The 20,708-nt window shown below is 73.0% G+C and carries 21 protein-coding genes and 1 other RNA gene; 4 read left to right on the top strand and 18 right to left on the bottom strand.

From position 1 onward, the window contains the following. Positions 1 to 207: 207 nt before the first annotated feature. On the top strand, positions 208 to 375 hold the full coding sequence (locus EJK16_RS19670) for a hypothetical protein (RefSeq protein WP_164737360.1): 168 nt from the start codon (positions 208 to 210) through the stop codon (positions 373 to 375). 106 nt (positions 376 to 481) lie between these two features. On the opposite strand, the gene EJK16_RS14425 is transcribed toward EJK16_RS19670, so the two are convergent. The 5 genes from EJK16_RS14425 to smpB all read right to left on the bottom strand — a co-directional run bounded on the left by EJK16_RS14425 (position 482) and on the right by smpB (position 5,728). Continuing rightward, a complete protein-coding gene (locus EJK16_RS14425) occupies positions 482 to 2,572 on the bottom strand; it encodes a multicopper oxidase family protein (RefSeq protein WP_240646082.1) in 2,091 nt (696 codons plus the stop codon). Between the two features lie 377 nt (positions 2,573 to 2,949). Next, positions 2,950 to 3,320, bottom strand: a transfer-messenger RNA (tmRNA) gene (gene ssrA / locus EJK16_RS14420). A gap of 169 nt (positions 3,321 to 3,489) precedes the next feature. After that, on the bottom strand, positions 3,490 to 4,536 hold the full coding sequence (locus EJK16_RS14415) for an LLM class flavin-dependent oxidoreductase (RefSeq protein WP_127130514.1): 1,047 nt from the start codon (positions 4,534 to 4,536) through the stop codon (positions 3,490 to 3,492). Positions 4,537 to 4,594: 58 nt separating this feature from the next. After that, positions 4,595 to 5,020 carry a hypothetical protein gene (locus EJK16_RS14410; protein ID WP_127130512.1) on the bottom strand — a complete coding sequence of 142 codons (426 nt, stop codon included), beginning with the start codon at positions 5,018 to 5,020 and terminating at the stop codon, positions 4,595 to 4,597. Between the two features lie 180 nt (positions 5,021 to 5,200). Continuing rightward, positions 5,201 to 5,728, bottom strand: coding sequence for an SsrA-binding protein SmpB (smpB, locus tag EJK16_RS14405; protein WP_127130510.1), 528 nt, complete (start codon positions 5,726 to 5,728; stop codon positions 5,201 to 5,203). 223 nt (positions 5,729 to 5,951) lie between these two features. Between smpB and EJK16_RS14400 the strand changes: the two genes are divergently transcribed. Next, a complete protein-coding gene (locus EJK16_RS14400; protein WP_127130508.1) occupies positions 5,952 to 7,268 on the top strand; it encodes a lactate racemase domain-containing protein in 1,317 nt (438 codons plus the stop codon). 118 nt (positions 7,269 to 7,386) lie between these two features. Here the strand turns inward: EJK16_RS14400 and EJK16_RS14395 are convergent, their stop codons facing one another. The 5 genes from EJK16_RS14395 to EJK16_RS14375 form a co-directional block, all read right to left on the bottom strand. Continuing rightward, entirely contained in the window at positions 7,387 to 8,787 is a 1,401-nt protein-coding gene (locus EJK16_RS14395; RefSeq protein ID WP_205739783.1) for a M23 family metallopeptidase, read from the bottom strand. 7 nt (positions 8,788 to 8,794) lie between these two features. Further along, positions 8,795 to 9,709: a permease-like cell division protein FtsX gene (gene ftsX, locus EJK16_RS14390; protein ID WP_127130506.1), complete on the bottom strand. Its 915-nt coding sequence runs from the start codon at positions 9,707 to 9,709 to the stop codon at positions 8,795 to 8,797. Positions 9,710 to 9,719: 10 nt separating this feature from the next. After that, positions 9,720 to 10,409 (bottom strand): cell division ATP-binding protein FtsE, encoded by a 690-nt coding sequence (ftsE, locus tag EJK16_RS14385; RefSeq protein WP_127130505.1) that lies wholly within the window; start codon positions 10,407 to 10,409, stop codon positions 9,720 to 9,722. A 152-nt stretch (positions 10,410 to 10,561) separates the two neighbouring features. Continuing rightward, positions 10,562 to 11,680, bottom strand: a complete 1,119-nt coding sequence (gene prfB, locus EJK16_RS14380) for a peptide chain release factor 2 (protein ID WP_127130503.1) — start codon at positions 11,678 to 11,680, stop codon at positions 10,562 to 10,564. 80 nt (positions 11,681 to 11,760) lie between these two features. Continuing rightward, on the bottom strand, positions 11,761 to 13,158 hold the full coding sequence (locus EJK16_RS14375) for a phosphoribosyltransferase family protein (RefSeq protein ID WP_240646081.1): 1,398 nt from the start codon (positions 13,156 to 13,158) through the stop codon (positions 11,761 to 11,763). A 182-nt stretch (positions 13,159 to 13,340) separates the two neighbouring features. Between EJK16_RS14375 and EJK16_RS20310 the strand changes: the two genes are divergently transcribed. Continuing rightward, positions 13,341 to 14,003 (top strand): Hsp20/alpha crystallin family protein, encoded by a 663-nt coding sequence (locus EJK16_RS20310; RefSeq protein ID WP_240646080.1) that lies wholly within the window; start codon positions 13,341 to 13,343, stop codon positions 14,001 to 14,003. 111 nt (positions 14,004 to 14,114) lie between these two features. Here the strand turns inward: EJK16_RS20310 and EJK16_RS14365 are convergent, their stop codons facing one another. Continuing rightward, on the bottom strand, positions 14,115 to 15,020 hold the full coding sequence (locus EJK16_RS14365; RefSeq protein ID WP_127130499.1) for a LysR family transcriptional regulator: 906 nt from the start codon (positions 15,018 to 15,020) through the stop codon (positions 14,115 to 14,117). 72 nt (positions 15,021 to 15,092) lie between these two features. Here EJK16_RS14365 and EJK16_RS14360 point away from each other — a divergent pair, with 72 nt between their 5' ends. Beyond that, a complete protein-coding gene (locus EJK16_RS14360; protein WP_127130497.1) occupies positions 15,093 to 15,611 on the top strand; it encodes a hypothetical protein in 519 nt (172 codons plus the stop codon). Here the strand turns inward: EJK16_RS14360 and EJK16_RS19665 are convergent. The 7 genes from EJK16_RS19665 to EJK16_RS14335 all read right to left on the bottom strand — a co-directional run bounded on the left by EJK16_RS19665 (position 15,574) and on the right by EJK16_RS14335 (position 20,428). Further along, entirely contained in the window at positions 15,574 to 16,089 is a 516-nt protein-coding gene (locus tag EJK16_RS19665) for a hypothetical protein (protein WP_164737359.1), read from the bottom strand. The genes EJK16_RS14360 and EJK16_RS19665 overlap by 38 nt on opposite strands. Then, positions 16,086 to 16,577 carry a pilus assembly protein gene (locus EJK16_RS19660; RefSeq protein ID WP_164737358.1) on the bottom strand — a complete coding sequence of 164 codons (492 nt, stop codon included), beginning with the start codon at positions 16,575 to 16,577 and terminating at the stop codon, positions 16,086 to 16,088. The genes EJK16_RS19665 and EJK16_RS19660 overlap by 4 nt, the downstream gene beginning before the upstream one ends. Continuing rightward, positions 16,574 to 16,969 (bottom strand): TadE/TadG family type IV pilus assembly protein, encoded by a 396-nt coding sequence (locus EJK16_RS14355; protein WP_127130495.1) that lies wholly within the window; start codon positions 16,967 to 16,969, stop codon positions 16,574 to 16,576. The genes EJK16_RS19660 and EJK16_RS14355 overlap by 4 nt, the downstream gene beginning before the upstream one ends. Before the next feature lie 137 nt (positions 16,970 to 17,106). Then, on the bottom strand, positions 17,107 to 17,307 hold the full coding sequence (locus tag EJK16_RS14350) for a hypothetical protein (RefSeq protein ID WP_127130493.1): 201 nt from the start codon (positions 17,305 to 17,307) through the stop codon (positions 17,107 to 17,109). Between the two features lie 93 nt (positions 17,308 to 17,400). Continuing rightward, positions 17,401 to 18,333 carry a type II secretion system F family protein gene (locus tag EJK16_RS14345; RefSeq protein ID WP_127130491.1) on the bottom strand — a complete coding sequence of 311 codons (933 nt, stop codon included), beginning with the start codon at positions 18,331 to 18,333 and terminating at the stop codon, positions 17,401 to 17,403. Continuing rightward, on the bottom strand, positions 18,330 to 19,190 hold the full coding sequence (locus EJK16_RS14340; protein WP_127130489.1) for a type II secretion system F family protein: 861 nt from the start codon (positions 19,188 to 19,190) through the stop codon (positions 18,330 to 18,332). The genes EJK16_RS14345 and EJK16_RS14340 overlap by 4 nt, the downstream gene beginning before the upstream one ends. Positions 19,191 to 19,192: 2 nt before the next feature. Then, positions 19,193 to 20,428 (bottom strand): CpaF family protein, encoded by a 1,236-nt coding sequence (locus tag EJK16_RS14335; protein ID WP_127130487.1) that lies wholly within the window; start codon positions 20,426 to 20,428, stop codon positions 19,193 to 19,195. Positions 20,429 to 20,708: the final 280 nt, after the last annotated feature.

Here is a 20,708-nt window from a genome sequence, read left to right as displayed (position 1 = left end):
ATCCCGGCTCCGCCGCACTCGCGCCCGCCGGCCTCCCGCGCACGAGCCCGGGCGCTGTCCGGACGCGGAAAGGGCCCGCGACGTCGGACGTCATGGCGCGACGTCGCGTGCTGCCCTGGGTGGCACGCTGGAAAGGAGTTCCAGGCATCGCACCGTCACCAGCAGTTGCGGACAATTGCTCCACCCCGTCTCCCCGAGGGAGGGATCATGGGCCGGTCAGCAACCATCGTGCTTTACGCGCTGGCGGTGGTCGTCGTCGTGGTCGGCGTGGACGTCCTGTTCTTCAGGAACCATCTCTGGCCGCGGCTGATGGCAAACGTCGGCATCGTGCTGGTGTTCGGGGCGTTCTACCTCAGGTTCCTGCAGCGTCCGTGAGCGCGTCCGAGCACGAGATGGGGGTGCCCCCGGTCCCCTGGCGGTCAAGGGCCGTGCCGGTCATCGCACGACGCTTCGGGCCCCCGCCCGGGCGCGGGAGGCCGGGTCAGTCCGGTTGCCCGGGCTGCCGGGGCCCGATCTGGTAGGCGCGCATCATCTCGTTGTCCTCGTGCTCGAGGATGTGGCAGTGCCAGACGAACCTGCCGGGGCGTTCGAAGCGCATCCGCAGCCGGGTCACCTCGCCCGGGAAGGCGACGACGGTGTCCTTGCGTGCCGTCTCCCCCGGCTCCGGCGGCCGCGGTGCCGACCCGGGGGCGGGCGCGACGGTGCCGGCCGCCTCGTCGACGACGACGGCCTGACGGTCGAGGATCTCGAACCCGACCTCGTGGATGTGGACCGGGTGTGCGTCCTCGGTGGTGTTGTACAGCTCCCAGGTCTCCACCACCCCGACCGCCGGGTCCTCCGTCACCGGCTCGTCCCAGCCCAGCGGCACCACGCGCCCGTCCTCCGCGACGGTACCGAGCACGGCCTCGACCGGGGCGTCCGGGGCGACGGCGGACATGACCTCCGCCAGCGCGAGCCTGCGGACGGTCCCGGCGGGCAGCGGGCCGGGCGCGGGCAGCGTGAGGAACTCCGCCGGTGTGGTCCTGTCCGGGCCACGCGCCGGCACGACCCGCAGCTCAAGCACCTGCCCGGTGGTTCCCGGGTCGGCCACCTCGAACGCCTCGCCGGGCTCCCCACCGCCGAAGGGCTCGTCCGGGGCCAGGTTGGTCAGCACGTGACGGCCGGCCGGGACCTCGGTGAGGTCGACGACGAGGTCGGCGCGTTCGGCCGGCCCCAGGAGCAGCCGACCGCGGTGCCGACCGGTGAGGTCGACGGGGGCGGTGAGGAAGCCGCCGTCGGCGCCGATCTGCCACGCGCGCGCCCCGGGGATCGCGGCGAAATCGAGGATGAGGAACCGGGAGTTGCAGCCGTTGAGGACACGGAAGCGGTAACGGCGCTGCTCGACGTCGAGGTACGGCCAGGTGCGGCCGTTGACCACGATCGTGTTGCCGAAGAACTCCGGGTTCCAGATCGGGGAGACGTCGCTCTCCGGCACGTACGGGGCGCCGACGCCGTCGAAGAACGCCCGGGTGTCCGGGTAGAACAAGGACCCGTCGGCGTTGAAGGAGCGGTCCTGAATCGCCAGGGGAATCTCCAGGTAGCGCCGGTGCTCCCAGCCCGGATCATTCGGGCGCGGAGCCGGCCCCGGGAGGACGGCCGGCCTGCCCGTGCGCCGGTCCCGGACGGCATCGTCTCCCTCGGCCCCGCCGCGGACGACGGCGAGCCCGGCGAGCCCGGCGTACGCGTTGACGCGGGTCATGCCGAGGGAGTGGTCGTGGTACCACAGCGTCCCGGCGCGCTGGTCGTTGGGGTAGCGGAAGGTGGCAGACCCGGGCTCCCACGACGCGGCGTACGCCGCCGCGGCCTTGGCCGCGAAGTGCTCGTACCAGGTCCCCTCGGTGGCGAAGCCGCCCGGGATGTCGGTGGCGGCGGGCAGGTACCAGGCCTCCGGATAGCCGTCCGACTCGTCGCCGACGGACTGGCCGCCGTGGAGGTGGGTGACCATCGGGACGGGCCCGTCGTAGGCGGGCGGTGTCTGTGTCAGATGCGGGCGGGCGTCGCGGCCGTCTACCCCGCCGGGCGGATTGGCCCAGTGCAGAGTGGGGTCGACGGGCAGCAGGTGCGGCAGGTACCGGCCCTCGTCGTCGACGAGGCCGTTAACCCAGGTGACCTGGACCGGCCGGCCCGCCTCCATCTCGATCGTAGGACCGGGGGTGCGGTGCGACGCCAGGCCGCGGATCTGCGGACCGACCGGGCCGTAGCCCCACACGGGCGTCGGCGGCAGACCGTCGGGCAGGACCTGCTGCACGAGCGGACGCGCGGCGACGACGTAGTGGTCGATCTCCCTCCCACCCCGTGTGCGGACGGTGCCGGCGCGCGGCATGGCCGGCGGGACGACCAGGGGGGCGCGGAACTTCGGGATGCCCTCAGGGTCGAGGGTCCCTCCGGGCAGGCTCGCGGACCGCGGGACCCCGACGGCGACCGGGCGGCCGGCCGTCACGGTCAGCAGGTACAGGCCGAACCCGGCGCCCCCGGCACGCAGGACGGTGCGCCGGCTCATCGGCGCCATCTTCTTGTCGGGGACGTCGCGCATGATCCCTCCTCGAGCGGTCACCGCACCGGCCGTCCCAATGAACCGCAGGGCGTCGGCCCGGGGCAAGGGGGACCAGCCCCCTCAGACGGCCATGGGGCAGGTTCCGGGCGAGGTGGTGGCCGCTGTGGGGACGTCTGTCGTCGCCCGGGACCAAACCGTCGGGCTGGCCGAGGCGCACGAGGAGGGCTTCGGTGCGCGCCGGGCCGGGCTGCAGCGCGAGGGTCGGCGCCGCGGCGGCCGATGGTGACGAGACGCCACTGTCCTCCACGCCAGAAGTCTCCCCGGGCGGGGCGGCGACCTGTCGTGAAGGACAGTGGCGGACACATGATCGGCAGACAGACAGGGAGGGCGCCGAAAGGCGCTCTCCCTGTCTGGATTTGTGGAGATGGCGGGAATCGAACCCGCGTCCGACGGCGTGGAGCCAGGGCTTCTCCGGGTGCATTCTGCTGATGATTTTCTCGGCCCCCGCGATCACGCAGACAAGTCGCGGACGGGCCCAGTCACCTAGAAGTCCCTGTAACCCCGGTGACGAAGGCTACAAGCAGTGGCTCTCTAGTTGACGCCAGGAACCGAGACGAGAGCTATCTCGGGCTGACGGACTCTAGCGCTCGCTCAGGCGGCGAGGGCGTACGAGTCGGTGCGCGTTGTATTGGCACCTATTGGTTTGCAGAGATCGTTGACGAGATGACTCTGCATCCTCGACCCGCTTCCCCTGGAACGACGACCATCGTCGAAACCGATCATCCCCCTGTGCAGTTATCACCGGCGTTCCCTGCCCTCACGGGCCGAGCACCTGCCGGCATGTCCATGCTACGTCCTCAACGGGGGACGGCGCACGCCTATTCCATCGTGCACGCCGCCACCCGCTGCGCGGAGCGCCGTCACCCGCGCCCCCGTCGACGTGCCGTGGCGCCGCCTCAGCGGCCGAGCTCCGCGGTGACCATCGGCAGCACCTTCGCGCCGAGCAGCTCGATGGCCCGCAGGGACTCGCGCTGCGGCACGCCGGAGACGTCCATCTGGAAGTTCTGCCGGTCGTGCCCGAGGTCGCGGTGCAGCAGGACGATCTTCTCGGCCACCGTCTCCGGGGAGCCGATGAAGTACGCGCCGTGCCGGGACGACTGCATCTCGTACGAGATCCGGTTGGGCAGGGCGAAGCCGCGCTCGCGGGCGATCTTCGTTCCGGCGTCGAGCTGGTAGGGGTAGAAGAACTCCATGGCCGTGGCGTCGTCGTCGGCCACGAAGCCGTGGACCGAGACGGAGACGGTACGGCTGGAGGCGGGGTGCCCGGCCCGCGCGTGGGCCTGGCGGTAGAGGTCCACCAGCGGCGCGAACCGTCGCGGCTCGCCGCCGATGACGGCGTAGTTGATCGGCAGACCAAGCTTGCCCGCCCGCACCGAGGACGCCGGCGAGCCGCCGGTGGCGACGCCGATGCGCAGGTGGGGGCCGAGGGCCGGCTTGTCGGTGGGGCGGGGCAGGATGTTGGCATCGATGAGGGGCGGGCGGAACCGTCCCGACCAGGTGATGGGGTTCTCCCTGTCCAGGGCGAGGAGCAGGTCGAGCTTCTCCTCGTACAGCTCGTCGTAGTCCTCGAGGTTCGCGCCGAACAGGGGGAAGGACTCGATGAAGGATCCGCGGCCCGCGAGGAGCTCGACGCGCCCGCCGGAGAACTGGTCCATGGTGGCGAACTGCTGGAAGACCCGGACCGGGTCCTCGGTAGAGAGCACCGTCACCGCGGAGCCGACATGGATGCGGTCCGTCTGCGCCAGTGCCGCGGCGATCACGGTGGCGGGTGAGGAGATCGCGTAGTCGGTCCGGTGGTGCTCGCCGATGCCCGCGTAGGCCAGGCCCACGTCCTCAGCGAGGCGCACGCGCTCGAGGATGTCCCGGATGCGTTGCCCCGGCGAGGCGGCGCCGGCCCCGGTGCGTGAGTCGAGGTCGCCGAAGGTGTAGATGCCCAGTTCCATGCCTATGCGAACCCCGGGGACGGCCGTCTATTCCGGACCTCGGGCAACCGGAGACGCCTCAGGCCCGGCGCGACGTCAGCTCGTCGACGAGGAGGCTGCCCGCGATGCCGGCGAGGAAGACGTCCTTCGCGACGGCGGTGCCCTCCGCCGTCGGCCGGATGCCATCGCTCTGGGTCAGGCCGGGGACCTTCGTGTACATCCGCAGCAGCGACCCGGAGAACCCGGCCAGGCCGAGCGCGGCGAGCCACGTCGGCACGACCGGGACCAGCAACGCGGCGCCGAGCGCCATCTCCGCGGTGGAGACCAGCTTGCCGAAGTCCTTCGGGGACATGTGCGCGAACTGCGGGAAGGCGTAGACGGCCATGGACTGCAGGCCCGCCGCGGCCTCCTCGGGCAGGTGCCGCTTGCCCAGCCCGGAGTTGAGGATGAACGCGCCCGCGGCGGCGCGGGCGGGGACGTGACGGAGCTTGATCGGCAGGGCCATCGGAGTGCCTCCTGGACCACGGGCCTGGGCGTCGGCACGCGCCGACGGTTCCAGGCTAGCGCCGGCCCCCTCGCGGGCGCACCGGTCGGCGCCGGTGCCCGGACGGGCGCCCGACGACGCACCGGTCGCCGGACCGGCGCCCCGTAGCGCCATGGCACCCGGTCGACCTGCCGCGCGGGGTCAGAGGTGCTTGCGCAGGCTCATCGCCCGCTGGGCCTCGCGCTCGTCCTGCTTCTCGCGCAGCGTCTGGCGCTTGTCCCACTCCTGCTTGCCGCGGGCGAGCGCGATCTCGACCTTCGCGCGCCCGCGGAGGAAGTACAGCTCGAGCGGCACGATCGTGTACCCCTTCTCCCGGGACTTCACGCCGAGCTTCGCGATCTCCTCCTTGTGCAGGAGGAGCTTGCGCTTGCGGCGCGGGCCGTGGTTGGTCCACGAACCCTGCGCGTACTCGGGGATGTGGATGCCCTGGAGCCACGCCTCGCCGCGGTCGTCGATCTCGACCCAGCCGTCGACGAGGGAGGCGCGCCCCATGCGCAGCGCCTTCACCTCGGTGCCGGTCAGGGAGATGCCCGCCTCGTAGGTGGTGTCGATGTGGTAGTCGTGGCGCGCCTTCTTGTTGCGGGCGACCACCTTGCGGGCGTCCGACTCGGCCTTGGCCCGCTGCCCCTGGGTCGGCTTCGCCTTGCCGGGTGCGTTCGTGCCAGCCACTTCTGCTACCTCCGTCAGACCTGTCGCCGTCGCGCTCGCCGCCCGGCGCGACACGCCGTGCGGCGCGCCGATCCTCCAGCGTAGGTCACCGGAGTGCGCGCCCACGACTTGTTTCCCCGCCGGGACAAGCCGTCCGGGTGGCCGCGGGGCCGCCCGGCGACAACCCCTGGCAACCGGCCCGCCGCGGTATCGCGGGAGCGGGTGCCCCGACTATCTTGGCGCAATGACCTGGTTCCAGCATGAAGCCCCGTTCATCTCCCGCCCGGAGATCGAAGCCCTGGCCCTGCGCATGGTGGAGGAGGCGAAGGAGCGCCTCGGCATCACCGAGCTGAAGCGCGTGCTCCTGCTGCCGCCGGACATCACCCGAGCCCACTCTGGTTCGGGCTGGATCACCGAGTTCCTGTACAACAACCTCACCGAGGCGGGGGCGGACGTCCACCTCATCCCCACGCTCGGGCAGCACGTGCCCCACACCCCCGAGGACAACACGTGGATGTTCGGGTCCGTGCCGGAGGAGCGCATTCACAAGCACGACTGGAAGAACGGTGTCGTCAACGTCGGCACCGTCCCGGCCGAGCTCGTGAGGGAGAAGACGGGCGGCGCCGTCGACTGGGAGATGCCGGTCGACCTCAACACCATGCTCATCGAGGAGCAGTGGGACCTCGTCATCAACGTCGGCCACGTGGTTCCCCACGAGGTCCTCGGCTTCGCCAACCACAACAAGAACTACTTCATCGGTCTCGGCGGCAAGCGCCTGCTCGGCTCCTCGCACATGGCCTCCGCGGTGTACGGCATCGAGAACAACCTCGGCAACCTCCTGACGCCGGTGCGCGCCTGCTTCAACTACGCCGAGGAGAACTTCCTCGGGGACCTGAGGGACGTGTACTTCCAGGTCGTCATGGACTACGACGACGAGGGCAAGCTCGTCCACACCGGCGTCTACGTCGGGGACGACCTCGAGACGTACTACGCCGCCGCGCGCGCCAGCCGCGAGCAGAACTTCACCGTCTTCGACGAGCCGGTCCGCAAGATCGTCGCCGTCATGCAGGAGGACGAGTTCCGCGCCACCTGGGTCGCCAACAAGGCGGTCTACCGCACCCGCATGGCCATCGCCGACGGCGGCGAGCTCCTCGTCATCGCCCCGGGCGTGGAGCGCTTCGGTGAGCAGCCCGAGGTCGACGAGCTGATCCGCAAGTACGGCTACATCCCCAAGGCCGAGGTCCTGGAGCTGTACAAGACGCAGGCGGACATGCAGGACATCCCGCACGGCACCGCGCACCTCGTGCACGGCTCCTCCGAGGGCCGCTTCACCATCACCTACGCCCCGGGTCACCTCACGAAGGAGGAGATCGAGTCGGTGGGTTACCAGTACATGGACCTGGCCGAGGCGCAGAAGCGCTACGACCCCGCCGTCATGAAGGACGGGTGGAACACCATGCCCGACGGCGAGGAGGTCTTCTACATCTCCACGCCCTCGGCCGGCCTGTGGTCCACCAAGGAGAAGCTCGACCAGCGCGCCACGCACGAGCAGCACGTCTGAGGAGGCGCCGGTGACCTGACGGGCCCGCGGCGACGACGAAGCCCCCGCCCAGGCGGGGGCTTCGTCGTTCCCGGATCCCGCAGCTCGGGCAACCGCTGGGCCGCCGGCCGCCCCGGACTCAGTTGACCTGGACGAAGCCGGGCAGGTCCATGGGGTCGATGGTCGAGCCGTTCTTCCAGACCTCGAAGTGGACGTGGCAGCCGGTGACGTTCCCGGTGGCGCCGGTCCGGCCGACCGTCTGGCCCTGGGAGACGCGCTCACCCGCGCTGACCGCGAAGCTCGACAGGTGGTTGTAGACGGTGACGTAGGAGCTGCCGCCGATGATGCCGTGGTTGATGAGCACCTGGTTGCCGTGGGTGCCGTTGCCGGCGGCGGGCTTGACCGCGGCGACGGTCCCGCCGGCCGAGGCGACCTGCGGGTTGCCGCAGGCGGAGCGGACGTCGGTGCCGTTGTGCATCCACCACCCGCCGGAGATCGGGTAGATCCGGAACCCGTAGGCGGAGGTGACGTACATCGGGTTGGGCACGGGCGGGATGAGCGCCCCGCCGCCGCCGGTCGCGGGCGGGGCGGGGACCGCCGGGGCCTTGCCCGCCCGCGCGGCCGCCTCGTCCCGGGCGCGCTGCTCGGCGGCCTTGCGCTGGCGCTCCTCCTCGGCCTTGCGGTTGGCCTCGTCGATCGCGGCGATCTCGCCGGCGAGCGCGGCGCCGGAGGACTCGACCTCGGCGAGCTCCCCGCTGTAGGTCTGCTTCTGCGTCTCGAGCTGGGCGGCCAGGGTGGTCATGTCCGCCTCGATCTTCTGGATCTCGGCGGCGCGCTCCGCGGCGGCGGCCCGCGCGGCGTCCGCCTCGGCGACGGCGGCGTCGGCCTCGTCCTTGAGCTCGCCGATCCGCTCGGTCACCGCCTCCTGGCGCTCTCGCTGGTTCCGGGCGACGGCCGCGTCCGTCTCGAGGGTGCCGAGCACCTGGGTCTGCGCGCGGACGGCGGTCTCCATGACGGAGTAGCTCTTGAGGAACTCCTCCGTGGAGGAGGCGTCGAGGACGACGGAGATGGTGCTGACGGCGTTGTCGCCGCGGTAGGTGCTGCGGGCGAGCTCGCCCATGGCGGACCGGGTCGTGTCGATCTTGGCGGCGCCGTCCTCGATCTGCGTGGCGAGCGAGGCCGCCTCGGCCTCGGCGATGCCCAGGCGGGCGGTGACCTGCTCCTGCTTGCGCTCCGACGCGGCGAGCGCCTCCTCGGCGAGCACGAGCTCGGCCTGCGCGAGGGGGAGCCGGGCGCGGGCGTCCTCCAGCGCGAGGTAGGTCCCGGCGAGGTTCGTGTCCACGCCCTCGAGGGAGGCCTCCAGCTGCTCCCGCTGCTCCGCGTTCTCCTGCTGCTGGCGCACCAGGTCGTCGCGCTTGTCCGCCTGCGCGACGCCCGCCGGCCCGGCCACGGCGAGCACGAGGGCCGCCGCGCAGGCGGTGCGGGCGAGCGCGCGCAGCCGTCGGCGCCGGGTGGGGCGGGCGGGACGCACGGTGGTCACGGTCTCCTCACACCTTGGTGTAACGGCCGAGGGTCACGACGGAGCTGAGGCCCGCGAGCACCATCGCCGCGAGCACGAGGAACGGCGCGACCGCCCAGACGTCGGCGGTCCCTACGAACTGTATCCAGGGCGTGGACTGCGCGAGCCAGTCCTCGAGGAGGTACTTGACCCCCACCCACAGCCCGCCCACGGCCAGCAGCGCACCGGCGAGCGCCGCGATGGCGCCCTCCAGCATGAAGGGCAGCTGGATGAACAGGTTGGACGCACCCACGAGGCGCATGATCCCGGTCTCGCGGCGTCTCGACATCGCGGAGAGCCGGATCGTGGTGGTGATGAGCAGGACGGCCGTGACGATCATGACGCCGGCTAGCCCTACCGCGAAGAGCGTCGCGCTGTTGAGGATGCGGAACAGCGGCTCGAGCTGCTCGCGCTGGTCCACCACGATCTCGACGCCGGGGCGCCCCTCCAGCTCGTCGGCCACGATGCGGTACTGCTCGGGGTCGACCAGCTTGACGCGGTAGGAGACCTGCATCTGGTCGACCGTGAGCGACTGCGCCCAGACCGTGTCGGCCATCTGCTCCTGGAAGGCCGCGAAGGCCTGGTCCTTGGTCTCGAAGTACACGTCCTCGACGTAGGGCGCGAGGGCGTCGGACTTCAGCAGCGCGCCGATGTCGTCGATCTGCTGCTGGGACGCCTCGCCCGCCGCGCAGCCGGGCTCCGCGGAGCCGGCCGGGCACATGAACGCGGAGACCTCGACCTTGTCGTACCAGTCGTTCTTGAGGTTGTCGATCTGCATCTGCAGGAGCGCGGCGGCCCCCACGAACATGAGCGAGACGAAGGTGACCAGGGCGACCGAGACCGACATGGCCAGGTTGCGGCTGAGCCCCTGGCCGACCTGGGACAGGACGAAACGAAGACGCACGACCCGCCCCCTACCGGCCCGCGCCGTAGACGCCGCGCGACTGGTCGCGCACCATCACGCCGTCGGCGAGCTCGACGACGCGCTTGCGCATCTGGTCGACGATCTCGTCGTCGTGCGTGGCCATGACGATCGTGGTGCCGGTGCGGTTGATGCGGTCGAGGAGGCGCATGATGCCGATCGAGGTAGTGGGGTCGAGGTTGCCGGTGGGCTCGTCGGCCAGGAGCAGCTGCGGGCGGTTGACCATGGCGCGGGCGATGGCCACGCGCTGCTGCTCCCCGCCCGAGAGCTCGTGGGGCAGGCGCCGTTCCTTGCCGTCGAGGCCCACGAGATCGAGGGTCTCCGGCACGGTGGTGAGGATGTGGTGGCGCGGCTTGCCGATCACCTGCAGGGCGATGGCCACGTTGTCGAACACGTTCTTGTTCGGCAGCAGCCGGAAGTCCTGGAACACGGTGCCGATCTGGCGGCGCAGGTGCGGCACCTTCCACCGGGAGACCTGCGCGAGATCGCGGCCGAGGGCGAAGATCTGCCCCGAGGTGGGGCGCTCCTCGCGCAGCACGAGGCGCAGGAAGGTCGACTTCCCCGAGCCGGACGAGCCGACGAGGAAGACGAACTCGCCGCGCTCGACCTCCATGCTGATCTGGTCCAGCGCGGGGCGGGCGCCCCGCGCATAGACCTTGGAGACGTTCTCGAATCTGATCACGTGTGGGTGTGGGCCATTCTCGACGGTGGGGGAAACTGTGCTCTGACCACTCCGAGACTAAGCACCGGACGGCTCCCCTCCGTCACGGACACGCCGCGACGCCCTGGTCGGGGGCTGTGAGGGACGTCGCCGCCCGGCGGCGCCCCGACCGGTCAGACCGCGACGTTCTGCCGCATGCGCCAGCGGATGCCGGCGTCGATGAACTCGTCGATCTCGCCGTCGAAGACGCCGGACGGGTTCCCGGACTCGTGCTCGGTGCGCAGGTCCTTGACCATCTGGTACGGCTGGAGCACGTAGGAGCGCATCTGGTCGCCCCACGAGGCCTTGACGTCGCCGGCCATGGCCTTCTTGGTGGCGTTCTCCTCCTGCTGGCGCACGAGGAGCAGCCGGGACTGGAGCACGCGCAGCGCCGCGGCACGGTTCTGGATCTGCGACTTCTCGTTCTGCATGGACACCACGATCCCGGTGGGGATGTGCGTCATGCGCACCGCGGAGTCGGTGGTGTTGACCGACTGCCCGCCCGGGCCGGAGGAACGGAAGACGTCCACCTTGATCTCGTTCTCGGGGATCTCGACGCTGTCGGTCTGCTCGATCAGGGGGATGACCTCGACGGCGGCGAAGGACGTCTGGCGGCGGCCCTGGTTGTCGAACGGGGAGATCCGGACCAGGCGGTGGGTGCCCGCCTCGACCGAGAGGGTGCCGAACGCGTACGGGGCCTTGACCTCGAACGTCACCGACTTCAGGCCGGCCTCCTCCGCGTAGGAGGTGTCCAGGACCTGGGTGGGGTAGCCGTGGCGCTCGGCCCACCGCAGGTACATCCGCAGCAGCATCTCCGCGAAGTCGGCGGCGTCGACGCCGCCGGCGCCCGCGCGGATCGTGACGACCGCCTCCCGCTCGTCGTACTCGCCGGCGAGGAGGGTGCGGACCTCGAGCTCGCCGAGGGACTTCTGGATCGCCTCCAGCTCGGTCTGGGCGTCGACCATGAAGGCGTCGGCGTCGGCGCCGTCCTCCTCCTGGCCCAGCTCGACGAGCGCCTCGAGGTCTTCGATCCGCTCCCCCATCTTCTCCACGCGGTCGAGCTCGGACTGCGCGTGGGAGAGCTGGGAGGTGACCACCTGGCCGGCCTCCGAGTTGTCCCACAGGTCGGGGGCGGCGGCCTTCTCCGACAGCTCGGCGATCTTGGCGCGCAGGGCGTCCGGGTCCGTCACCGCGCGGATGGACTCGAAGGTGGTGCGCAGGTGCTGGATCTCTTGGGAGAAGTCGGTGGCCACAGACGGCAAGGTTACGCGATCTGCCGCCACCGCGGCGTCCCCCGGCGTCGCCCGCGGCCGCCGGTGGGAGAGACCCCTGCTCAGTGGGCGGCGGCCGCCCCGTGGAACAGGTGGGTGCGGAACCAGGTCGCGGCGAGGTCACCGGCCACCTCCAGGGTGCCCGGCTCCTCGAACAGGTGCGTGGCCCCAGGCACCACGCGCAGCTCGCTCGCGCACGTCAGCTGCTCCCGGGCCCACCGGTTCAGGGCGAGGACGTCCGTGTCCAGCGCGCCCACGACGAGGAGCGTCGGCGCCGTGACGTCGGCGAGCCGGGGGGCGGCCAGGTCCGGTCGGCCGCCGCGGGAGACGACGGCGCCGAGCCTGTCCGGGTGGTCCGCCGCCGCCCACAGCGCCGCGGCCGCGCCGGTGCTGGCCCCGAAGTACCCGAGCGGCAGGATGGCCAGGTCCGGGACCGTCGCCACCAAGCGCGTCGCGTCCCCGAGGCGGTGGGCGAGCAGCTCGATGTCGAAGACGCGGGAGCGGTCGTTGGCCTCCGCCTCGGACAAGAGGTCCAGGAGCACCGTCGCCAGCCCCACGGCGTTGAGCATGCGGGCGACGCGGGCGTTGCGCGGGCTGAGCCTGCTGCTGCCCGAGCCGTGCGCGAAGAGGACCAGCCCGGCCGCGTCGTCGGGGACGGAGACCACCGCGGGTAGGTCACCGGCCGAGGTGGGCACGGCCATCTCCGCGGTCCGCACGTCGCGACGAACGGCCGGGTACTCCTCGGCGGCCGCGCCCGGCCCCGCCTGCTCGCCGCCCGCGCCCGGCCCCGCCTGCTCGCCGCCCGCGCCCGACCCCGCCCGCTCGCCACCGTGGGCGGCTTCCAGCAGCGCCCGGACCTCGCCGTCGGCGACCTGCCTGAAGTCCTCGTACCAGGCGCCGACGGCGTACAGGCGGTCAGGGGCAAGGAGGCAGACGAGGTCGTCCACGAGCGGGCGCAGGTCCTCGACGGCCTCGCGCGGCGCGACCGGCACGGCGAGGACGATCCTGGCGACCGCCCGCGCGCGCAGGACCGCGATGGCGGCCCGCACGGTCGCGCCGGTGGCGATGCCGTCGTCGACGAGGACCACGGTCCGGCCGGCGACGCCCTCGCCCTCGCCGCCGCCGCGCCACGCCTCGACGCGGCGCTCGACCTCGGCGGACTCGATCGCGGCGAGCTCGTCGAGCCGGTCCCCGGGCACCCGGGCGGCGATGTGCGGGTTCACCACCAGCACACCAGCCTCTCCGACGGCGCCCATGGCGACCTCCGGCTGCCACGGCACACCGATCTTGCGCACGACGACGACGTCGAGCGGGGCGCCCAGCGCCCGCGCCACCTCGGCCGCCACGGGCACTCCCCCGCGCGGGAGCCCGGCGACCACCACGTCTCCCAGCCCCGCCACGGCGAGCCGGCGCCCCAGCAGCCGCCCCGCGTCGACGCGGTCACGGAACCTTCCAGTCACGGCCGGTTCCCTCGTCCGGTCCATGCTCCAGCATGCGCCCGAACCGCGGACCGGGGGTAGTGCAACGGGTACGAACCTGCCGATCTCCACGGTCGCCGGGCCTCGCGCAACCCGACGTGCGCACGTACCGTGAAAGGACGTGCGCCGGTCCGTCCGGTCCGGCCTGATCGAGGAGGATCACGATGAGCACGGAGCCCAACGAGCGTTCCTCGGACGTCCCCGCGATGCCGCGCTACCCCGGTGCCACGGGCGGGTCGGGCGAGGCGAGCACTGCGGGCGTGCCCGGAGCCGCCGGCAGTGGCACGAGTGGCACGTCGAGCACCGGCGGCGCCGGCGGCATCGGCGGGGAGAGCGGCACGTCGGGCGGGGAGACGGGCCGGTCCCTGTCCGAGAGCGGCACGACGGGCGCACCCGCACGGCGCTCCCCGCGGGAGATGGCGGAGCACCTGTGGGACGCGTGGCCCTTCGGCGACATCCCGTGGCCCTTCCGCGAGGCGGGTCGGGCGGGCGGCGCGCCGATCCGGGTCGAGGAGTACACGGACGGCGACGAGCTGGTCGTGCGCGCGGAAATCCCGGGCGTCGACCCGGAGAAGGACATCGACGTCACCGTGGACGAGGGCGTGCTGACCATCAGCGCTCAGCGCAAGGAGAAGACGGAGTCCAAGAGAGGTGGCGGCTTTCGCAGCGAGTTCCGCTACGGCCACTTCGAGCGCCAGGTCCGGCTGCCACGCGGGACCAGCTCCGACGTCATCCGGGCGACCTACCGGGACGGCGTGCTCGAGGTCCGGCTGCCCGCGCCCACCGAGGAACCGACCACCCGCCGGATCCAGATCCAGCGAGGCTGAGGCACACGCGGAGGCCCGGCCCGTCCGCACACCGCGGGCGGGCCGCTGCGCCGCGTCCGCGGGCGGGCCGCTGAGCCGCTTGACGTAGCGAGACCGCCGCTCACCCGCCGGTCAGACCGGCTCCAGGTTCGCGGCGACCTGGAGCATCTGCTCCAGGACCGCCAGGGTCGCGGCCCGCGGTTCGGTCCGGGTGGCGCGGTGGCGGACGAACAGCCTGCGCGTCCCCAGGCCCGGCAGCGCCGCCCACTGGACGTTGTCCGGCAGGTGGCGACGGAGCGCCAGCTCGGGCAGCAGCGCCACCCCCAGGCCCGCGGCCACCATGGAGAGGGCGACGTCGAAGTCGAGATAGCGGTGCACGGTGCGCGGGGTGTAGCCGAGCTCGGTGCCCAGCCTGCTGAGCGCACGGTCGGCGGCGCCTCCGCGCTCGGGCGCGAGCCAGCTGCTGTCGGCGAGGTCGAGCAGCGTCGTCGGCACGGGGGCCTGGGCGGAGAGGACGACGATCCACGGCTCGTCCAGGAACGGCACGTCCCGGGTGCCCTGCGGGGCGGGGGCGGGCGTCGAGATGTCGTGCTCGATGACGAGGAGGTCCAGCTCGCCCCGGCGCAGGGCTCGGCGTCCCTGCTCCTCGGCGATCTCGTGCACGACCAGCTCGACGCCGGGCAGCGTGTGCTCGAGCTCCGCGAGCAGGGGGACGAGCACCGCGCGGATCGCGGTCTGGAAGGCGCCGACGACGACGACGCCCGAGACGTCCCCCTCCAGCGCGGCCAGCGCCCGGCGGGTCTCCCCCACCTCGGACTCGATGCGCTCGCCCGCCTCGGCGAGGACCCGGCCCGCGGGCGTGAGCGTCGCGCCGGTGGGCTGCCGGTCGAGCACCCGGACGCCGGTCTCGGCCTCCAGACGCGCTATTTGCTGAGACACGGCCGAGGGGCTCACCCGCAGCGAGTCGGCGGCCGCGAGGACTCCTCCTGACCTGCTCACGGCCAAGAGAAATCCAAGTCTGCGTGGGTCTATCTCCATGAAGCAGAACTGTATGCCTCATCCGCGATGATTCGATTGCTCTTCATCCGAAAACGCTCCACGATGAGCGTCATGAACGACCTCGCCACCGCCGTAGTGACCATCGTGGGATGGGCCGGCGCACTCGTCTCGCTGGTCACCTACATCATGGTCACCGGCGGGCGCATCTCCCCCAGCACGGTCCGCTACCAGGTGCTCAACATCACCGGGGCGGCGACGCTGGGTCTCAGCGCCCTGGTCAACGGGGCCCTGCCCTCGGCGGTGGTCAACATCATCTGGATCGTGATCGGCGTGTTCGCCGTCGTGTCGATGAAGCGGCACGCGATCCTCTCCCGCCTCGCCACCCACGTGCGCCGGCAGCGGGCCCTGGCCGCCACGCGGCGCGCCCGCCTCGCCGCGTGCCGCACCCTCCTCGCGCACCACACGCGCCTGGTCGCCCGCCGCTCGCCGCTCGCCCCGGACCGCGGCCACCTCGCCCGCAACGGCGCCGGGCAGCTGCGCACCCGCGCCCTGCAGCCGGGCTCGTCGCGGCCCGCGGGACGCTCCGCGTCCCTCAACCGGCGCGCGCGGTCGACGTCACGCGCAGCGTGATGCCCTCGCTCCACGGGAGCAGCGCCCAGGGCACCAGGGGCGGTCGCGCCACGGCCGTCAGGGTGACCTGTGCCGTCAGGCCGTCCGGCGTGCCCGTCGGCTCCGCCACCCGCACGCCGTCGAACTCCCCCGCCACCGCGGGCTGGGCGAGGTAGGCGCGGACGGCGGCGTCCACCGTCGCCTCGCTGAGCGGGACCGTCGTCGCCGACGACGCCCCGTCCGGGGCCGGTGTCGTGGCGGCCTCGTAGTAGGCGGCCTCGTCGATGGCCTCCGCGGCACCGGCCGCGGCGAGGTCCGCGAGCGCGAGCAGGCGCTTGCGCTCGATGTGGACGGCCGAGGCGCTCGCGACGACGAGGACGAGGACCAGCGCCAGCGCGCTGAACGCGAGGGTCAGCAGCATGATCTGGCCGCGCTCGCCGCCGCCGCGCGGGCCGGCACCTCGGCGGGCGGGGCCCGTCCCCGGTGCCCGACGCCTCACGGCGCCTCCCGGAACTCGCCGACGACCGCCAGGTGGGTGGCGGTCACCGGCACCTCGGCCGGGACCGCGGCATCGAGGAAGCTGGGCAGGAGCGGAAGGGCGACGGCGATGCCCACCTCCACCTGCACCACCGCGCCGGGGGTCAGGCAAGGGTCGGCGGCGCACGTCGCCACGAGCGCGCCGGCGCCGTCGACGTCGAAGCCCTGGTCGGCGAACGCGAGCTCGACCGCCCGCTCCGCCCTCGCCGTCGCCTCCGCGAGGGAGGCCGCCTGCGCGACGATCCGCCCGGCCTCGCGGGCCGCCCCCTCGGCGGCGAACGCCGCGGCCTGCACCCGGGAGAGCGTGAGCACGAGGTAGAGGACCGGGACGAGGAGGAGCAGGCTCACGCCGAGGAACTCCACGATCGCGCTGCCCCGGTCCGGCCCGCCCAGCCACCGGGCCAGCGTGCGGGCGCGCCACCGGGCCGCCGCCAAGGTCGCCCGGCTCACGGGGCCGCGCCCCCGGGCTCCTGCTCGAGCACGGCATGCCCGTGGACGGTGACCACCCCTCCGGGGCCGAGGAGGCCGAGCACGGGCAGCGGCGCGCTGACCCGGATCTCGACGGTCCCGCCGGCGCCGTCGGGGATCGTGCGCGCGCTGACGTCCTCCGCGTAGCGCGGCGAGAGGGTCAGCCCGATGAGCTCGCGGGTGCGCGCGACGCCGGCCTCCGTGCTCGACCCCACCAGGGCGGCACGGCGGGCGCCCTCGGACGCCGAGTCGATCAGCGTGTTGCGCACGTGCAGCGCGAGCGTCACCTGGATCAGGCCGACGACGATCACGACGACGAGCGCGGAGACCAGCACGAAGTCGACGAGCGCGGACCCGCGGGACCGCTCCCCCATGCGCCCGCTCCAGGAGCGCTCGGTCCCGTCGCGCGCCGGCAGGCGACGTGGACGGCGTGACCATGACCTCGCGGCGCGCGGGCGTGCCGCGAGGTCCCGGCGTCCCGGACCGCCCGGGGTGAGCGCGTCGGGCATGGTCAGAAGGTGAGCACCCGGGTCATGGCCGTCTCGAAGACGTTCGAGAGCGCGGGCCCGGCGAGCGCCCAGATCGCGAGCACGAGGCCGGCGGTCATGAGGGTGACGAGCACCCAGCCGGGCACGTCCCCGCGCTCGCGATCGTCGTCGCGCATCGGCCGGGCGAGGTGGGCGGAGATGAGCGTGATGAGGGTGGTCCACATAGGTCGTTCCTCCTGGGATGTCGGTCGCGGGGGTGGGTGCCCCGGCGCGGTGCCGCGGCGGGGCCGGGCGCCCCCGGGGCGACGCCGGCTCGGTCATAGGCCCACCCGCAGCACGGCCAGGCCGGGGAAGATCGCGAAGAGCACCGTGACGGGGAGGACGAGGAAGACGACGGGGATCATCATTCCGAGCTCCTTCTTCCCGCCCAGCTCCATCAGGTCCCGCCGGGCGGTCTCCCGCGCGTCCTGGGCCTGGGCCCGAAGGACGTCGGCGAGCGGGGTGCCGCGCTCCAGCGCCACCGCCACGCCGTCCGCGAACCGCGCCACCGCCGGCGCGTCGGTCCGCGCGGCCATCCGCTCGAGCGCCACGGCCAGCGGGACGCCGGACCGCGCCTCCGCGAGCGTGCGACGCACCTCCTCGGCGAGCGCGCCGCGGGTCGTGCGCACCACGCGCTCCAGGGCGCCCACCGCGCCCTCGCCGGCGCCGACGGCGAGGGCGAGGAGCTCGGCGAGGTCGGGCAGCTCGGCCTTCATCCGCTCCTGGCGACGCCGCACCGTCCGGGTGAGGTGCTGGTCGCGCGCGACGGCGCCACCCACGGCGCACAGCGCGACGCCGAGCAGCAGCGGGACGAACGACGTGCCGCGGACCAGGCCGATGGTGAGGGCGGCGAAGAGCCCGGCGGCGAGGCCGAGCGCGCCCCAGAGCATCTGCTCCATGCGGAACTGGTCGTGGCTCGTCGTCCCGCCGGCGAGCTGCAGACGCCGTCGGATGCTGCTTGAGGAGGATCCCAGACGCTCGAGCAGCCGGCCCGCGTCGTGCATCCAGGGCGCGACGAGCCGTTCCAGCGTGGGGAACGGCGTGTGGCTGCGGCCCTCGGCGAGGAGCCGGGAGGTGCGCGGACGTTCGCGCAGGTACGGCCCGATCCGGTCGTCGAGGGTGATCCGCCGGGCCGCGAGGCGCCAGATCACCAGGCACAGGCCCAGGCCACCGGCCAGGCCGACGGCGGCACCCAGCGCGGTCGGCGTCACCGCAGCACGCGCGCTTCCTCGGGCAGGCGCCCGATGCGCACCATCAGCACGTAGGCCAGGACCGAGCAGCCGGCCCCCGCCGCGAGGATGGCGACGCCGGCGGCCGAGTTGTACGCCTGCGCCGTCTCGGGGCGGGTGGACAGGAGCACGAGCACGACCCACGGCGCGGCGACGGCCATCCGGGCGCCGTTCACCGTCCAGGACTGGCGGGCCTCGAGCTCGCCGCGCGTGCGCAGGTCGTCGCGCAGCATCTGGGCGAGGGTGCGCAGCAGCCGGCCCAGGTCGGTGCCGCCCACCTCCCGCGTCAGCCGGAGGGCCTCGACGATGCGGTCCGCCACGGGGTCCGCGAGGCGTGCCTTGAGCGCCTCCAGCGCGTCGACGAACCGGCCGGTGGCGCGGTAGTCCTCGGCGAACCTCCTGAACTCCGCACGGACCTCCTCGGGTCCCCGGTCGGCGAGCGCGATCAGCGCCTCGGGCAGGGAGAGCCCCGCCCGCACGCCGGAGACGAGGTCGTCCAGGACCTCGGGCCACACCGCCCGAAGCTCGGTCCGGCGCCGTCGCGCCCTGGAGCGGACCAGTGCGTAGGGCCCCGCGAGGACGATCGCGGCGAAGCACAGCGCGATCGGTGGCGAGGCCGTCAGGGCGGTGGCGAGCACCAGGGTCAGGAGGCCGAGCGCGACCGAGGTGGCCACGAGGGACGTGGGGCCGACCGTCGGCGCGCCCGCCTGCACGAGGAGGTCCTGGGTCCGCTCGGCCCACGTCGGGCGTGACCGTGGCGCCGGCGCGGCACGATCGAAGAAGGAGAACCAGACCGAGAGCAGCCCGGTGCCGAGCAGCAGGCCCGCGACGACGCCCACGGCTACCGCCCGTCCTCGTCGGCGAGCAGGGCGGCGACGTCGAAGCCGGCGCGCTCGAACCGGTCGTCCCGGCCGGGGTAGCCCCCCGCGCGCACCAGCGCGCCCTCGCGGCGCACGAAGATCTCGGCGGTCTCGACGACTCCGTCCTCGACCCGGCCGGTGACCGAGACGACCTCGCGCACCGTGCGGCGCCCGCGGTGGTCCAGCTCGAGGTGGACGACGAGGTCGATGGAGGCCGCGACCGTGGGGACCACGAACGCCGCGCTGACGTTCTCCCCCGCCAGCAGCGGCAGGGTGCACAGCTTGGTGACGGCCTCCCGCGCGGAGTTGGCGTGCAGGGTGCACATCCCGGGGATGCCCGCGTTCAGGGCGACGAGCATGTCGAACGCCTCGGCTTCCCGCACCTCACCGATGATGATGCGGTCCGGGCGCATCCGCAGGGACTCCTTGACCAGGCGCCGGAGCGGCACCTCGCCGGTGCCCTCCAGGTTGGGCTGGCGCGTCTGCATCGCGACCGTATCCCTGTTGCCCAGCCGCAGCTCGAAGACCTCCTCGGCGGTGATGACGCGCTGGCCGGCCGGGATGGCGCCCGCCAGGGCGCCGACCATCGTGGTCTTGCCGGCCTGGGTGGCGCCCGAGACGAGGATGTTGAGCCCCGCGACGACGGCGGCGTCGAGGAAGGCGGCCGCCCGTGGCGTCAGCGAGCCGAGGGCGACGAGGTCGGTCAGGCGCTGCGCCCGTGTCACGTGCTTGCGGATGTTCACCGCCCAGGCCGACCGGGTGATGTCGGGAATGACGACGTGGACGCGCTCGCCGCTGCCGAGGGAGGCGTCGACGAACGGGGTCGACAGGTCGAGGCGGCGTCCGGACGCCCGCAGCATCCGCTCGACCAGGTCACGGACCTGCGCGTCGTCGAGGATGGTCGTGGTCAGCTCCGGGCGCCCCGACCGGGCGACGAACACCTTCCCCGGCTCGTTGATCCACACCTCCTCGATGTCCGGGTCGTCGAGGTACTGCTGGAGCGGGCCGAGGCCCGCGACCGCGTCGACGACCTGCTTGGCGGCCGCGCCGGGATCCGCCAGCGGCGGCACGAGCCCGGCGAGCGACCGGTCGTCGTAGTCCGCGAGCGCGGCGGCGACGAGCGTGCGCACGCCGTCGGCGTCACGGGCCGGGTCGAGGCCGCGACGGCGCACCAGCTCGCGCACCTCGGACTCGAGGAGCGCCGCTCCTTCGTCCACCGACCACCACCCCCAACGTTGGAGCACAGTTCCGGCCGGATGATCGGCGTGAGTGCAGAACCTATTGGAGGGGAGCCGTCCGTGGGGGAACTTTGACGCGCCTGTGGACAACGGACCACGTGGCCGCGCTCCCCGCAAGGCGTCCTAGGCGATCCGCTGGCGGCGGCCCGTCTGCGGGGCGGGCCGCAGGACGCCCTGAGTCGTGAGGTCGAGAGAGTCCTTGTCCCGCTCCCGTCACCGGCTACACACGTCCTCGGCCCGGACCGGCGCGCTCCGGGGT

The sequence above is a fragment of the Georgenia sp. SYP-B2076 genome, assembly GCF_003991205.1.
Taxonomy (GTDB): Bacteria; Actinomycetota; Actinomycetes; order Actinomycetales; family Actinomycetaceae; genus Georgenia.
This window is presented reverse-complemented; position numbering and strand designations above follow the sequence as displayed.